This window comes from Serratia sp. H402Y, assembly GCF_051172415.1.
Lineage (GTDB): Bacteria > Pseudomonadota > Gammaproteobacteria > Enterobacterales > Enterobacteriaceae > Serratia > Serratia ureilytica.
Window position 1 is genome coordinate 1,674,362 of sequence record NZ_JBPIYZ010000001.1, and the last position, 14,728, is coordinate 1,689,089.

Consider the following 14,728-nt stretch of genomic DNA (forward strand, 5'->3'; position numbering starts at 1 on the left):
TGTCCTTTTCCTCAAACGGAATGTAGCGATGTGGCTGTGCGGCGATTAACGCGGCGCATCCGCCGCTTTCAACGACGCCGGCCGCATGTCCTGCCAGTGCGCTTCGATATAGTCGATACATTCACCGCGCGACGCCGGCCCCATCAACACGCGCCATCCCGGCGGCGTATCGGCAAACTGCGGCCACAGCGAGTACTGCTGTTGCGCGTTGACCAACACGGAGAAACGGAGACTTTCGTCATCGAACGGGTTTTGTTGTTCCTGAGTCATTTGCCTTACCTGTCTGTCAAAATGTGGAATTACTTCATTGCGGAAAGCAGCCGGCGCACGCCGTCCACCAGACCGCCGCGCCAGCAGAGCGCGTCATGTCCGCCGGAATACACGCGGTAGTCGGCACGATGCCCGGCCGCCGTCAGCGCCTGGTGCATCTGGCGATTGACGAATTCGATGTCCGCCTCCCGATCGCCGGCTTGCTGAATCACGGTGAGCGTCGGCGCGGTCGCGCCGCGCTGCCGAACCTGGCGTATCAACCAGCCTTCCTCCAACTCGTGGCGTTTTTCAAACTGGGTAACGAATTGCACCGTGGGCCACCAGAAGGAGCCGGACTGGCTCAGCACATGGCCGAAGCGCTCGGGCCAGTGCAGGCCGGCGTATAACGCCGCCAGCCCGCCGTAGCTCTGGCCGGCGACCACGGTGCGCGCCCCCTCTTCGCTGAACGGTTCGCGCCGCTGCGCCTGCGGCAGCAGTTCGTCGATCACCGCCTGCCAAAAGGCGGCGTTGCAAGGCAGCTCGTTTTCCCTGTGTTCGCCATCGATCGCATCGATCAGCAGCCAGCACGCGGGCGGCAGATGCCCTTTTGCGGTCTCGTTCTCAATCACCGGCAGCAATGCGTGCCTTTCGATCCAGTTCTGGCCGTCGAGCAGCAGCACCAGCGGGCGGTTGGCGTTGTCCGCCGCCTCGCCGCCGGCATACAGCCACACGCGCCGCCGGGTGCCCAGCCGTTCGCTGTGCCAGTGAAAAAGTTGTAGCCGCGCTTCATCCAACGGCCGATCGGCGGCCTGCCAGGCGCTTTGGTCGTCCGCGTCCGGCCCCTGAGCCAGGGAAACGGCGCGCGGGCGATAAGCCGGCCCCAGCGAGGTGCGATTCAGCGGATCGGCGATCGCCAACGGGAACAGCGATACCCACCAGGCGCGCTGCTGGCGATCGCGCAACGTTTCGTCGTCGCTGAAGACGGGAGGAAGATCTCGCGCCGTAATCGGGATCAGGCTGTAACTGCCGCGCCAGCGGCGGTCGACAACGGCCGCGCCGTACCAAACGTCGGTGCCGGGGAGCCTTTTCAGGCTGCTGGGGGACGTGCTGTGATGGTCGGTAATGCCGTTGATATCGGCATAGACCCGGCATATCGGCGAGAGCCGCTCGTCGCCGGCAGGATCGCGCCATAGCCAGGTCATTCTGACGTGCTGTTCATCGTGCGCGTCGACGACAGGCGTGCCATGAGCGGCAACCTTCTGCCACCATGCGGGTTGCCCCGCCGCCGCCTCACGCAGCCAGTGCGCCGCCAATCCCTCATGGCCCTGTTCTGGCCTCTTTTCCGGCAAAAACTCCATAGCGCCCCTTACATAACGTGCGTGACTTTTACAAAACCTGACAATCGTATTGATACTCATTATCATTTTCAATACTATTTGTCGGATTTTTGCCGTCGTGCAAACGCGACGTCTCCGCGTCGACGAGGGAAAGCGTATTCATCGGCATTGCGGGGTTTATCAGGGTGGCATTACACACAAAAGTAGGCATGCAGGAGAGATAATGAATATTAGAAACAAAGGGATAGAAAACGATAGCACAGAGGCGATGTCCGCCAACCGGCTGTTGCTGGGGGCGACGCTGGCGCTACTGCCCTTCGCGCAAAACGCTTTTGCCGCGGCGGACGAGACGATGGTGGTGACCGCCGACGCGCAGAGCAGCGTGACCGCGCCCGTCAAAGGGATCGTCGCCAAAGAGAGCGCCGCCGGCACCAAAACCGCCGCCCCGCTGAGCAAAACCCCGCAGTCCATCTCGGTGGTGACGCGCGAGCAAATGAACGACCAGGAACCGGCGTCGGTCGCCGACGCCTTGAACTACACCAGCGGGGTGATCACCACCTATCGCGGCAATTCCAACCGCAATGACGAAGTGATCAGCCGCGGCTTCCGCTACGCGCCCAAGCTGCTCGACGGCCTGCACTTTGGCCTCTCGAGCCAAAACGGCGGCGCCGGGCAGATCGATCCCTGGTTGCTGGAGCGCGTGGAAATGGTGCACGGCCCGGCCGGCGTACTTTACGGCCAGGTCAGCCCCGGCGGCGTGGTGGTGATGACCAGCAAACGCCCTACCGCCCAGAGCATTCACGAAGTTAAATTCAGCACCGGTAACCGTCATCTGGCGGAAACGGCGTTCGACTTCGGCGGCAAACTCAACGACGACAACACCCTGTTCTATCGCCTGAACGGTATCGCCAGAACCGAACATGAGTTTGTCAAAGACAGCAAGCAGCAACGGGTGGCCATCGCCCCGGCCTTCACCTGGCTGCCGAACGAAGACACCAGTTTTACGCTGCTGACCAGCTACCAGAACGATCCGAAAGCCGGATCGCGCAACTTCCTGCCGCGCGCCGGCACGCTGTTCCCGACCAGCGCGGGCTATGTGCCCTATGACTTCAACATCAGCGAACCCAGCTTCAACAAGTCGCGGCGCGAGCAGGCGTCGATCGGCTACAGCCTCGAGCACAACTTCAGCGATGCGCTGTCGTTTACCCAGAACCTGCGTTTCACCCACCGTGATGAGGACTATAAATATCTGGTTTATAACGTAAACTCGAAGGTCAACGACCACACCGTCACCCGCATGGCGCAGCATGAAACGCAGATGACCAACGAGTTTGGCGTGGATAACCAACTGAAGGGCCTGTTCGACACCGGCGAGGTGAAGCACACGGTGCTGGGCGGATTGGATTACCGCTACAGCCATATCGATTCGAAGATGTATCGCGATCGCGGCAACGATTACCCGATCGACTGGGCCAACCCGGTTCGTCCCAGCATCGATGGCAGCACGCTGGCGCTGGCTTCCAGCGATTTGAAGACGCTGAATCAGGTCGGGGTGTATCTGCAGGACCAGCTGGCGTGGAATAACTGGAACCTGCTGCTGTCCGGCCGTCAGGACTGGTCGCAGGTCAACACCCGCGATCGCACCAGCGGCGGCAAAGAGCAGACCTACAATGATGCCCAGTTCACCGGCCGTGCGGGCCTGCTCTACGCCTTCGACAACGGCATTTCGCCGTACGTCAGCTACAGCACCTCGTTCGATCCTAACCTGTACCCGAGCGCGCCGGGCGCCGACCCGCTCAAGCCGACCACCGGCAAACAAACCGAGGTGGGCGTGAAGTACCAGATCCCGGGCGGCAACACCCTGCTGACCCTTTCCTGGTTCGACATCACCCAACGCAATGTGGCGTCTTACAACCGTCTCACCTCCGCCTACGAGCAGATCGGTGAGGTGAAATCCAAAGGGATTGAGGCGGAAGTGCACGCTCAGCCGACGCCGGAGATCAAGCTGATCGCCGCCTACACCTACACCGACGTGGTGACCAAAGACTCCAACTCGGCCGACGAAATCGGCCACAGCCCGGCGGGCATTCCGCGCCACGCGGCGTCCGCCTGGGGCAGCTACAGCTTCCTGAGCGGCGCGCTCAACGGCCTGACCGTCGGCAGCGGCGTGCGTTACATCGGCGATGCGCCGGCCGACGCCACCGGCCAGTACGATGTGCCGCACTACACGCTGTACGACGCCATGGTGAAATATGATCTCGGCCAGGCCTCGCCGGCGCTGCGCGGTGCGGCGCTGCAGCTCAACGTGCAGAACCTGACGGACAAGAAATACGTTTCATCCTGCAGCGGCGAGTACGCCTGCTTCTACGGCAGCGGCCGCAGCGTCATCGCTTCGGTGAACTACCGCTGGTAACGAAAAGGGGCGGCCAGCGCCGCCCCTTTCTTCCACCTTTCCCGCCGCGTTTACTCTTGCTTCAATTCCCGCAGATGCTTGTACACCGTGGCGCGCCCCATCGACAGCACGTTGGCGATATAGTCCGCCGCGCTTTTGGCCTTGAACGCCCCCTGATGATAGAGATCGCTGACCAGCCGACGTTTCTGTTCGCGGCTCAGCGCGCCGAGCGCAGCGTTCTCGCGCCGCAGCCAGTCATGCAGGAAGGTATTGATCTTCTCTTGCCAGTCGTCTTTGAACAGCTGTTGCGGCTGCGGCTGCAATCGCGTGACCGACAGGAACATATCCAGCGCGTTGCGGGCGTCCTCGAACATCGCGGTGCTCAGGTTGATGCACAGCAGATAGCTGGGGTTACCCTGCTCGTCGCGCGCGGCGATGCTCACCGAGCGCATCTTTTTGCCGTCCCAGTTCAGCTTCTCGTAGGGGCCGGTCACGTTGGCGCCGCCATCAAACGTGAAATCTTCCAGCCCCGCGTCGTCGCCCGGTTTGCGCTTCGACAGGTTGTTCGCCAGGTAAGCTATCTTGTTGGCGGCCAAATCGTGGATCACCACTTCCGCATTCGGGAAAAACAGGGCCGCGATGCCGTCGGCGACCGACCGCAACAGTTCAAGTTGAGAAGAAGAATTCGCCACGCTGGGGTGTCTCCGTATAGCCCGGTTTGGTTTGTTGTTCAGCCGCTTAGCATACCGCAGTTGCCGCCGCTTGCCGAGCGGATGGCGTTGGTTCCCCCCTCACCACCGGCTGCGCCGCAAGTGACCTTTTATCCCGACGGGGGGGCATGATTGGCCATTGCCGGTCGCCGGCGAAATAACGCACGCCCCTTCAAAGTGGAAAAGGAAATAGGTTAACCACGCCGTTCACCTACCGTTTTTTATTTAAAAACCGCCCCTTGCCAATGACATTAATAACCGCACCACCGTTATTGAATTATTGCCTCAGGCCGTTGGCGAGTTGATTAGCAAACTCCCTTATGCAAGAAAAATCTCATATAAATCATCATGTTTTGCATAAAACAAAGCGCCAATTCAGATTATTCCTAATTATTTATTTCAGACATCAGGAATAAATTTAACCTGCAGTACTGCAATAAGGATGCAGCTTAATTTGAGTTGTATAAGCAATTTAATTTAAAGGACTTTTATTATGAATTATGAATCCAAGGCGGACTGTTCCGCCAACAGCTACATTATTGAAATTTCAAGTTTTAAACTGCCGGCCTCACTCAGCCCTGAAGCGTTTGCCGTATTGGACAAGCGCGTAGAAGAGGAATTTATCTCGAACCAGAACGGGTTTATTTCGCGTGACTCGGGCATCAGCGTAGACAATGAGCCTCGCTGGGTGAACATTGTAAAATGGGAGACGCTGTTGGATGCGGATGAAAACATCTACCAATTTACGCAAGCTTCCGCGCCGGCGTCCGTCAAAGAATATCTGGCGAGTATCGGCGCTGAACCGGTGGAATTACAACGCTATCAGCATACCGGCGCCTAATGCGTATCGGACGACCACGCCACCGCGGCGCGGTCTTCTTTAAACGCTGATTCGCCAAACCAGAACGGGTGGCCGGCCGCTCGCGGTCACCCGTCCGTTTCAGGTGAACACGCTTTTCAGCCCACTCTTCTGCCGCAATACGGTAAAACAGCCCCGAATCATGCTTCTCGCTGCCCAGGCAAAACGCGGCGGCAGACGGCATTTTAACAGGATTTTAACGCTGCCGAGGGGAAACGCCATTGTCAACATAGCAGTTAAATAAAATGAAACTTTTTGATCACATTCAAGCTTCTGAAAAATAGATATAAAGGGTTTTTATGCGTTTTATATGCATAAAGTATGCATGCGACCGCTAACGGCCGGCGAAAAGTAATTAACTATTCATTTACCGCCCTGCAGGCGGCGAAAAACCGTCCGCTGGCCCGATGAGCGGGGGGCTAACAACCGGCATAATTAGTGGTAAATTTAGCGGCGCAAAGTGTTATGCGCTTGCTAATCCACGGTTAAACGAAATAAATACCTCTAAAATATAAAGGTTGGTTATGGAAAAGCTATCCTACGCTTCAGACAGCAGCACCACCGCTTGGGCTACATATCTGCAACAAATCGATCGCGTCGCTCCTTACCTCGGCGACCTCTCACGCTGGGTTGATACGCTGCGTCACCCTAAACGCGCTTTGATTGTCGATATCCCGCTGCAGATGGACGATGGCACCATCCGTCACTTCGAAGGCTTCCGCGTACAGCACAACCTGTCGCGCGGGCCGGGTAAAGGCGGTATCCGCTTCCACCCTGACGTCGATCTGAACGAAGTGATGGCCCTGTCCGCCTGGATGACCATCAAGTGCGCCGCGGTCAACCTGCCGTACGGCGGCGCCAAGGGCGGCATCCGCGTCGATCCGTTCAAACTGTCTGAAGGTGAACTGGAGCGACTGACCCGCCGCTACACCAGCGAAATCGGCTTCATCATCGGGCCACAGAAAGACATTCCTGCGCCGGACGTCGGCACCAACGCCAAAGTGATGGCCTGGATGATGGATACCTACTCCATGAACCACGGCACCACCATCACCGGCGTGGTAACCGGTAAGCCAATCCACCTCGGCGGCTCCCTGGGCCGTGAGAAAGCGACCGGCCGCGGCGTGTTCGTGACCGGCAGCGAAGTGGCCAAGCGTCTGGGCGTGCAGATCGAAGGCGCCAAAGTAGCGGTGCAAGGCTTCGGTAACGTGGGCAGCGAAGCGGCTCGCCTGTTCGTCGGCGTCGGCGCTCGCGTCGTCACCATCCAGGACCACTCCGCTACCCTGTTCAACGCCAACGGCATCGATCTGGCCGCGCTGACCGAATACCAGGCCAAGCACAAGCAGATCGCCGGTTTCCCAGGCGCCAGCGAGATCGAAAGCGAAGCGTTCTGGTCGGTTGACATGGACATCCTGATCCCTGCGGCGCTGGAAGGCCAGATCACCCGTCAGCGCGCCGAAATCCTCAGCGCCAAGCTGGTGCTGGAAGGGGCTAACGGCCCAACCTTCCCAGAAGCGGACGACATTCTGCGTTCCCGTAACATCACTGTGGTTCCGGACGTTATCTGTAACGCCGGCGGCGTAACGGTCAGTTACTTCGAGTGGGTGCAGGACATGGCGAGCTACTTCTGGAGCGAGTCCGAGATCAACGAGCGTATGGACAAGATCATGACCGACGCGATGGTCCACGTCTGGAACAAGGCCGCAGAGAAAGAGTGCAGCCTGCGCACCGCCGCTTATATCGTGGCTTGCGAGCGCATCCTGACCGCACGTAAAGAGCGTGGCATCTACCCAGGTTAATGCCCGTTTCCCGGCCTGCCCCGGCAGGCCGGATTTTCCTCAGCGCAAACAGCGTTTCAACACCTTACCGGTACTGGTCATCGGCAAGCGTTCGACAAACTCGACGATACGCGGATACTTGAACGCCGCCAGCCTCTCCCGGCTCCAGGCGATCAGCGCCTCTTCCTCGATCGGCTCCTCCGTCTCTTTCAACACCACCACCGCTTTGATCTCTTCACCCAGCGAAGGATGCTCGACACCGATCACCGCCACCAACGACACCGCCGGATGGCGAATCAGCGCCTCTTCAATCTCGCGCGGATAGACGTTGAACCCGCCGCGAATGATCATGTCCTTGGCCCGATCGACGATGAAATAGAAGCCGTCGGCATCGCGGCGCGCCAGATCGCCGGTGCGGAACCAGCCGTTTTCCAGCACTTCCGCCGTCGCCTCGGGACGGTTCAGATAGCCTTTCATGATGTTGTAGCCGCGCACCGCGATCTCTCCCACCTGATCGACACCGTCGATCGGTTGCCCGGTGACGTCGAGCAAGCGAACCTCCACGCCCCAGATCGGTTGGCCGATAGAGCCGGGTTTGGTCACGCGGTGCGGATGGTTAAAGGTGGCGACCGGGCTGGTTTCCGACAGCCCATACCCTTCGAGAATGTTGACGCCGAAGCGGCGCGAGAAATCCTCCAGGATCTGCACCGGCAGGCTGGCCCCGCCGGACACCGCCATACGCAGCGTGCTGCGCAGGCGCTCGATATCCGTATGCTCATCCAGTGCATTCAACAACGCCCAATACATGGTCGGCACGCCGGCAAAAAAGGTAATGCCGTGCCGCTGCATCAGCGCGATGGCCTGCGCGGCGTCGAAGCGTTCGACCAGCACCAGGGTGGCGGCGGCGGAAAATCCGGCATTCATCTGCACCGTCGAACCAAACGTGTGGAACAGCGGCAACGTCACCAGATGGCGATCGGGATCCGTTTCCGAGCCGTCGAACAGCCTCACCGATCCCAGCGCGTTAAGCACCAGGTTGGCGTGGGTCAACTCAGCCCCTTTGGCCCGGCCGGTGGTGCCGCTGGTATACAGCACCACCGCCGTGTCGCTTTCGAGCGTCGCGGCCGAAGCGAACTCGGTGGCCTGTTCGGCTATCGCCGTGCTGAAACGTTCGCCTTCGAGCGGCAGCCGATCGCCGATGATAAACACCTCACGGCATTGCTCCGCCTTCGCCGCCGCCCGCAGCGCCTCTTCCCCCAACGGCAGGCCGCTGCTGCCTTCGAAGCAAAACAACGCCACCGCCGCCGAGTCCGCCAGGTAATAGTCGAACTCTGCGCTCTTAAGCAGAATATTGAGCGGCACCACCACCGCGCCGCTTTTGAGAATGCCGTAATAGATAGCCGGAAACTCCGGCCGATTGGGGCAGGCCAGCGCCACCCGTTCACCGGGCTGCACGCCGCGCGCGACCAGTAAATTCGCTACCCGGTTAGCCATTTCATTCAGCGCCCGATAGCTGAGCGGTATATCGTCCTGTATCACCGCCGGCCGTTCCGGCCAGATGCGCGCACTTTCTTCAAGCAAGGTAGCCAGATTCAGCATCGGGGATCCTCCCTGGGTTGAGCGGCGAGAAAGCGCCGCAGTATCACGAGTATAGATAGGCGCTTTGCGGTTCGCATTCCCAGGGGCGCTGGGCTATACCTTAGGCATTCCCCCTCCTGCAGGAGTTGTGATCATGAGCAAGAAAAAAATCCTGATGCTGGTCGGCGACTACGCCGAAGATTACGAAACCATGGTGCCGTTTCAGGCATTGCAAATGCTTGGCCATTGGGTGGACGCCGTGTGCCCCGGCAAAGCCGTCGGCGACTACATCCAGACCGCGATCCACGACTTTGACGGCGCGCAGACCTACAGCGAGAAACCCGGTCATCGTTTCACCCTGAACGCCGACTTTGGCGCCGCCAAAGAAGAACACTATGACGCGCTGTTGATCCCCGGCGGTCGGGCGCCCGAATACCTGCGCCTGAATCCCGACGTGATCGCGCTGGTGCAGGCGTTCGACGCCGCCAAAAAACCGATCGCTGCCGTTTGCCACGGCCCGCAGCTGCTGGCGGCGGCCGGGGTGTTGAAGGGCCGCACCTGCAGCGCCTACCCGGCTTGCGCCCCGGAGGTGCGGCTCGGCGGCGGCCATTATGCGGAGATCGGCATCGATCAGGCGCACGTCGACGGCAATCTGGTCACCGCCCCGGCCTGGCCGGCGCATCCGCAGTGGCTGGCGAAATTCGCCGAGCTGCTGGAGCAGTAACCTGGCGCTAGCGCAATTGCTCGATAAGAAAATGGATGTCGTACAGCCAGCGTTTGGCGCGCGCCGAGCGCACCAGCATCGATACGCACAGCGGCCGGGTGTGTTCTTTACAGGCGGAGGGGGAAAACCAGCGCCCGGTATTGCTCGGCGGCTGGAAATACAGCTCGTGGTTGTAGTTGCTGCTGTCGACGCCGAAGGTATCGAAGTAGCGGCGCATCAGCGTGTTGGAGTCGCTGAACGACAGGTTGAGCGCGGTGTTAATCTCGGTTTCCGGGGTGATGACCGCCCCCTTCTTCTGCCGCCCTGGTGCGTTGAATGCGGCGATAAGCGCGATGACCTGTTGCTGAATGTCTTCTGCCATGACGACCTCGAGCCGATATGAAGAAAAGGTGAATGCAATTATCTGTCTGACTCTGCCCGCCGCGGCGAGTTCGGGCCGCCGCGCGGGTTTTCCGTTTCTTTACACTTTCCATAAGTAAACCGCGCGCCGCCCAACTCGCGGCGCGCGCGGTCGACGGTTAGCGGCTGAGCGCCGCCTTATCGGCGATGACGCCGTTCCCCTGCCGCTCGGCGGCAACCCCGCCGCCCAACACTTTATACAGGGTCGCCTGATTGTCGTACGCGGTCTGCTGTGCGGCGATCAGCGACTGCTGCGCCGTATACAGCGTGCGCTGCGCGTCCAGCAGCGTCAGGTAGCTGTCCACGCCCTGGCGGTAACGCAGTTCGGCCAGGCGATAATATTGCTGCGCCGCCGCCACATAGCCGGTTTGCGCCGCCAGCTGTTCCTGCAGCGTGGCTTTGCGCGCCAGCGCGTCGGCGGTTTCCTGAAATGCCGTCTGCACCGCTTTCTCATAGGTGGCGACATACAGGTCTTTCTGCGCCTGGGTGTAGTTGAGCTGAGCCGTGTTGTAGCCGCCGCTGAAGATCGGCAGGCTGATGCTCGGGGCGAATGACCAGACGCCGGCGCCGTGGCTGAACAGCGCCGAGAGTTCACCGCTGCCCACGCCGCCGCTGGCGGTCAGGCTGATCGACGGGAAGAACGCCGCCCGCGCCGAGCCGATGTTGGCGTTGGCGGATTTCAGTTTATGCTCGGCCTGCAGCACGTCCGGCCGCGTCAGCAGCACCTGCGAAGACACCCCGGCCGGCAGATTGCGCATGATTTCGCCGAGCGCATCGATACCGCCGGGCAGCAGGTTTTCCGGCACGCTTTGCCCCACCGCCAAATCCAGCGCGTTCTTCGCCTGCGCGGCGAGGGTGGCGTAGCTGGCGGCGTCCGAACGCGCCTGCTGATAAACGGTTTCCGCCGACGCCACGTCGACCAGCGACGAAATGCCGTGCTGTTGATTGTTGCGCGTCACGTCCAGCGAACGTTTGGCGCTTTCCATCGTCTGCTGCGCCACCGCCAGATTGCTGCGCTCGGCCGCCACCGCCACCCAGTCGGTGACGATATCGGCGATCAGCGTCAGACGGGTGCTTTTCGCCGCTTCCGAGTTGGCCAGATAGGTTTCGAACGCCGCCCGCGACAGGCTGGCGTTCTTGCCGAACAGATCCAGCTCGAACGCGCTGACGCCGCCCTGCGCTTCGTAGCTCTGGCTGATGGCGGTGGCATTGCCGTTGCCGGTCAGCGAACGCCCGCGGCTGCCGTCGGCGGTGGCGTTGATCGTCGGGAACAGCGTCGAGCGCTGCTCACCGTACAGGGCACGCGCCGAGGCGATATTGGCGATCGCCTCACGCAGATCGCGGCTGCTGTTCAGCCCCATCGCCACCACCTGCCGCAGCCTGGCGTCCTGCACATAGTCGCGCCAGGCGACGTCCGGGTAGCTCAACGCCTGCTTGCCGGCGGCCTCGCCCTGCGGCAGGTTGGCGGGCACCGGCGCCGCCGGGCGCTGGTAGTGCGGATCCAGCGACAGACATCCGCTCAGCAGCAGCGGTAAAGTTAACATCATGACTCGTTGCAACACGTTATTCTCCTGCCTGCGACGGCGAGTTGGTGGGCCGACGGGTAAACATGCGGCGCACCAACACATAAAACAGCGGTACGAAAAAGATCGCCAAGGCGGTGGCGGTGATCGTGCCGCCGATAATGCCGGTGCCGATGGCGATTCGGCTGTTGGCGCCGGCGCCGCTGGATACCGCCAGCGGCAGCACCCCGGCGGTGAACGCCAGCGAGGTCATCAGGATCGGCCGCAGGCGCATGCGCGCCGCGTGGACCGCCGCGCCAATCAGCGTTTCCCCCCGCTGGTGCATCTCCTCGGCGAACTCGACGATCAAAATGGCGTTCTTCGCCGACAGCCCGATGATGGTGAGCAGCGCCACCTGAAAGTAGATGTCGTTTTCCAGCCCGCGCAGCGTGATCGCCAGCAGTGAGCCCACCACGCCCATCGGCACCACCAACATGACCGCGAATGGAATCGACCAGCTCTCATACAGCGCCGCCAGGCACAGGAACACCACGATGAGCGAAATGGCGTACAGCGACGACGCCTGGCCGCTGGTCAGCCGTTCCTGATAGGACAGCCCGCTCCAGGAAAAGCTGCTGCCGGCGGAGTATTTCGCCGCCAGTTTCTCCATCTCGCTCATTGCCGTACCGGAACTGACACCGGCGGCGCCCTGCCCGGTGATCTCGAACGACGACAGCCCGTTATAGCGCGACAGGTTTTCCGGGCCGTAGATCCAGTGCGAAGACGCAAAGGCGGAGAACGGCGTCATGCTGCTGTCGCCCGCCGCGTTGGTGCCGCGCACAAACCATTTGTCGAGATCTTCCGGCTTGGCGCGGTACTCTACGTCGCCCTGCATATAGACTTTTTTCACCCGGTTGCGGTCGATAAAGTCGTTGATGTAGGTGCTGCCGAACGCGCTGCTGAGGGTGCTGTTGACGTCCGCGGCGCTCAGACCGAGCGCCTGCAGCTTGCCGTTGTCGATCTCCACCTGCAGCTGCGGGGTGTCCGGCAAGGTGTTGGCGCGCACTGCCAGCAATGCCGGATTGTTCCCGGCGGCGGCGACGATCTGGTCGCGCATCGCCTGCAGCTCGGCGCGGGTGGTCGCCCCTTTGGCCTGCAGCTCGAAGGTAAAGCCGTCGGACTGGCCAAAGCCGTCGATCGCCGGCGGGCTCATGGAGAAGACCTGGGCGTCGCGCAGCGAGGCGAAGTGCGCCATGGCGCGTTTGGCGATGGCGTCGGCGGTGTTTTCGCTGCCGCTGCGTTGGCTCCAGTCCTTGAGGCTGACGAACGCCATGCCGGCGTTTTGCCCGCTGCCGCTGAAGCCGAAACCGTTGATGGTGAAAATGGTGCTGACGTTGGCCTTTTCCTGGTCGAGGAAATAGGCGGTCACCGCCTCGCTCACCGCCGAGGTGCGCGCGTTGGTGGCACCGGCCGGTAAGGTGTACTGCACCATCACCGTGCCCTGATCCTCGTTGGGCAGAAAGCCGGTCGGCAAGCGTAGATACATCACGGCCGCGGCAATCAACAGCAGGCCGTACAGCAGCAGATAACGCGTCGGCCGGTGGATCACTGCGCCGACTTTGTCGGCGTACTTCTCCTGCAGCCGGTCATAGCCGCGGTTGAATTTGCCCAGCAAGCCTTTGTCGGTCTGCGCATCGTGCGCCGGTTTCAGCAACGTGGCGCACAAGGCCGGCGCCAGCGTCAACGCCAGCACCACCGACAACACCATCGAGGAGACGACGGTGATCGAAAACTGGCGGTAGATCACCCCGGTGGAGCCGCCGAAGAACGCCATCGGCAGAAACACCGCCGACAGCACCAGCGCGATGCCGACCAGCGCGCCGGTGATTTCGCGCATCGATTTCTCCGTCGCCTCGCGCGGCGGCAGCTTATCCTCCCGCATCACGCGTTCGACGTTTTCCACCACCACGATGGCATCGTCCACCAATAGCCCGATCGCCAACACCATGCCGAACAGCGTCAGGGTATTGATCGAATAGCCGAACGCCGCCAACACGCCGAAGGTGCCCAGCAACACCACCGGCACGGTGATGGTCGGGATCAGCGTGGTGCGCAGGTTTTGCAGAAACACGAACATCACTACCACCACTAACGCCACCGCTTCAAACAGCGTTTTCACCACCTCTTCGATCGAGATGTTGATGAAGTCGGGGCTGTCTTTCGGGTAGGCCACCTTGTAGCCCTGCGGCATGGCGCTTTGGTATTCCGCCACCTTGGCCTTTACCAGCTTGGCGGTGCTCAGGGCGTTGGCGCCCGCCGCCAGCTTGACCGCGATCCCCGCCGCCGGGTGGCCGTTGAGGTGCGCGCTGGCGGAGTAGTCTTCGTTGCCCAGCTCAACCCGCGCCACGTCGCCCAGCCGCACCAGCGCCCCGCTGCTGTCGCTTTTCAGGATGATATTGCGGAACTGTTCCGGCGTTTGCAGCCGCGACTGCGCCTTCACCGTGGCGGTCAGCTGCTGGTCGGCGGCGGCCGGCAGATCGCCTATCTTGCCGGCGGACACCTGGGTGTTTTGCGCCTCGATCGCCGTCTGCACGTCGGAAGGCATCAGCGAAAAGCTCGCCAGTTTGGTCGGATCCAGCCAGATGCGCATCGCGTATTCCGAGCCGAACACCTGCACGTCACCGACGCCCTCGATGCGTGACAGCGGATCCTGCAGGTTGCTGACCAGATAGTCGGAGATATCGGCCATCGTCGCCTTGTCGCTTTCGTCATACAGCCCGACGATCAGCAGAAAGCTGCTCTGGGATTTTTTGACCGTCACGCCCTGCGCGGTAACGGCGCTCGGCAGACGACTTTCCGCCTGCTGCACCTTGTTTTGCACCTGCACCTGAGCGATATCCGGATCGGTGCCCTGCTCAAAGGTGACGTTGATGCTGACCGAGCCGCTGGCGCTGCTGGTCGACGAGAAATACAGCAGGCCGTCCAGGCCGGTGAGCTGCTGCTCAATCACCTGGGTGACGCTGTTTTCCAGCGTTTCCGCGTCCGCGCCCGGGTAGGTGGCGGAGATGGCGATCTGCGGCGGTGAGACGTCCGGGTACTGCGAGACGGGCAATGAATTGATCGACATCAGACCGCACAGCATGATGATGATGGCGATCACCCAGGCGAATACCGGACGCCGGATAAAGAACTGCGCCATA

11 protein-coding genes are annotated in these 14,728 nt (G+C 61.2%); 4 read left to right on the forward strand and 7 right to left on the reverse strand.

Translation table 11 applies throughout. The features are described 5' to 3' along the window. Positions 1 to 45: 45 nt before the first annotated feature. Both ACSBQS_RS08380 and fes read right to left on the reverse strand, forming a co-directional pair. Positions 46 to 270: an MbtH family protein gene (locus ACSBQS_RS08380; protein ID WP_033643114.1), complete on the reverse strand. Its 225-nt coding sequence runs from the start codon at positions 268 to 270 to the stop codon at positions 46 to 48. A gap of 29 nt (positions 271 to 299) precedes the next feature. Then, a complete protein-coding gene (fes, locus tag ACSBQS_RS08385) occupies positions 300 to 1,607 on the reverse strand; it encodes an enterochelin esterase (RefSeq protein WP_223524935.1) in 1,308 nt (435 codons plus the stop codon). Positions 1,608 to 1,809: 202 nt separating this feature from the next. Here fes and ACSBQS_RS08390 point away from each other — a divergent pair, with 202 nt between their 5' ends. Beyond that, a complete protein-coding gene (locus tag ACSBQS_RS08390; protein ID WP_147837934.1) occupies positions 1,810 to 3,999 on the forward strand; it encodes a TonB-dependent siderophore receptor in 2,190 nt (729 codons plus the stop codon). 50 nt (positions 4,000 to 4,049) lie between these two features. On the opposite strand, the gene ACSBQS_RS08395 is transcribed toward ACSBQS_RS08390, so the two are convergent. Next, positions 4,050 to 4,670: a helix-turn-helix transcriptional regulator gene (locus ACSBQS_RS08395; protein WP_042784528.1), complete on the reverse strand. Its 621-nt coding sequence runs from the start codon at positions 4,668 to 4,670 to the stop codon at positions 4,050 to 4,052. Between the two features lie 511 nt (positions 4,671 to 5,181). Here ACSBQS_RS08395 and ACSBQS_RS08400 point away from each other — a divergent pair. Both ACSBQS_RS08400 and ACSBQS_RS08405 read left to right on the forward strand, forming a co-directional pair. Beyond that, positions 5,182 to 5,529: an antibiotic biosynthesis monooxygenase family protein gene (locus ACSBQS_RS08400; protein ID WP_033643118.1), complete on the forward strand. Its 348-nt coding sequence runs from the start codon at positions 5,182 to 5,184 to the stop codon at positions 5,527 to 5,529. Between the two features lie 542 nt (positions 5,530 to 6,071). Continuing rightward, on the forward strand, positions 6,072 to 7,346 hold the full coding sequence (locus ACSBQS_RS08405) for a Glu/Leu/Phe/Val family dehydrogenase (protein ID WP_033643119.1): 1,275 nt from the start codon (positions 6,072 to 6,074) through the stop codon (positions 7,344 to 7,346). 39 nt (positions 7,347 to 7,385) lie between these two features. On the opposite strand, the gene ACSBQS_RS08410 is transcribed toward ACSBQS_RS08405, so the two are convergent. Next, positions 7,386 to 8,924 (reverse strand): long-chain-fatty-acid--CoA ligase, encoded by a 1,539-nt coding sequence (locus ACSBQS_RS08410; protein WP_197666479.1) that lies wholly within the window; start codon positions 8,922 to 8,924, stop codon positions 7,386 to 7,388. Positions 8,925 to 9,057: 133 nt separating this feature from the next. Between ACSBQS_RS08410 and ACSBQS_RS08415 the strand changes: the two genes are divergently transcribed. Next, a complete protein-coding gene (locus tag ACSBQS_RS08415; RefSeq protein ID WP_197749840.1) occupies positions 9,058 to 9,627 on the forward strand; it encodes a DJ-1/PfpI family protein in 570 nt (189 codons plus the stop codon). Between the two features lie 7 nt (positions 9,628 to 9,634). Here the strand turns inward: ACSBQS_RS08415 and ACSBQS_RS08420 are convergent, their stop codons facing one another. From ACSBQS_RS08420 to ACSBQS_RS08430, 3 genes are all read right to left on the reverse strand, one after another. Next, entirely contained in the window at positions 9,635 to 9,988 is a 354-nt protein-coding gene (locus ACSBQS_RS08420) for a DUF1493 family protein (protein WP_033643122.1), read from the reverse strand. Positions 9,989 to 10,145: 157 nt separating this feature from the next. Then, positions 10,146 to 11,588: an efflux transporter outer membrane subunit gene (locus ACSBQS_RS08425; RefSeq protein ID WP_332107971.1), complete on the reverse strand. Its 1,443-nt coding sequence runs from the start codon at positions 11,586 to 11,588 to the stop codon at positions 10,146 to 10,148. Position 11,589: 1 nt separating this feature from the next. Continuing rightward, on the reverse strand, positions 11,590 to 14,727 hold the full coding sequence (locus ACSBQS_RS08430) for an efflux RND transporter permease subunit (protein WP_434990248.1): 3,138 nt from the start codon (positions 14,725 to 14,727) through the stop codon (positions 11,590 to 11,592). Position 14,728: the final 1 nt, after the last annotated feature.

Excerpts from the sequence above, each read along its gene's own strand:
- fes (WP_223524935.1), bottom strand. The coding sequence starts at position 1,607 with ATGGAGTTTTTGCCGGAAAAGAGGCCAGAACAGGGCCATGAGGGATTG.
- ACSBQS_RS08410 (WP_197666479.1), bottom strand. The coding sequence starts at position 8,924 with ATGCTGAATCTGGCTACCTTGCTTGAAGAAAGTGCGCGCATCTGGCCG.
- ACSBQS_RS08430 (WP_434990248.1), bottom strand. The coding sequence starts at position 14,727 with ATGGCGCAGTTCTTTATCCGGCGTCCGGTATTCGCCTGGGTGATCGCC.
- ACSBQS_RS08415 (WP_197749840.1), top strand. The coding sequence starts at position 9,058 with ATGAGCAAGAAAAAAATCCTGATGCTGGTCGGCGACTACGCCGAAGAT.
- ACSBQS_RS08390 (WP_147837934.1), top strand. The coding sequence starts at position 1,810 with ATGAATATTAGAAACAAAGGGATAGAAAACGATAGCACAGAGGCGATG.
- ACSBQS_RS08405 (WP_033643119.1), top strand. The coding sequence starts at position 6,072 with ATGGAAAAGCTATCCTACGCTTCAGACAGCAGCACCACCGCTTGGGCT.
- ACSBQS_RS08380 (WP_033643114.1), bottom strand. The coding sequence starts at position 270 with ATGACTCAGGAACAACAAAACCCGTTCGATGACGAAAGTCTCCGTTTC.
- ACSBQS_RS08420 (WP_033643122.1), bottom strand. The coding sequence starts at position 9,988 with ATGGCAGAAGACATTCAGCAACAGGTCATCGCGCTTATCGCCGCATTC.
- ACSBQS_RS08400 (WP_033643118.1), top strand. The coding sequence starts at position 5,182 with ATGAATTATGAATCCAAGGCGGACTGTTCCGCCAACAGCTACATTATT.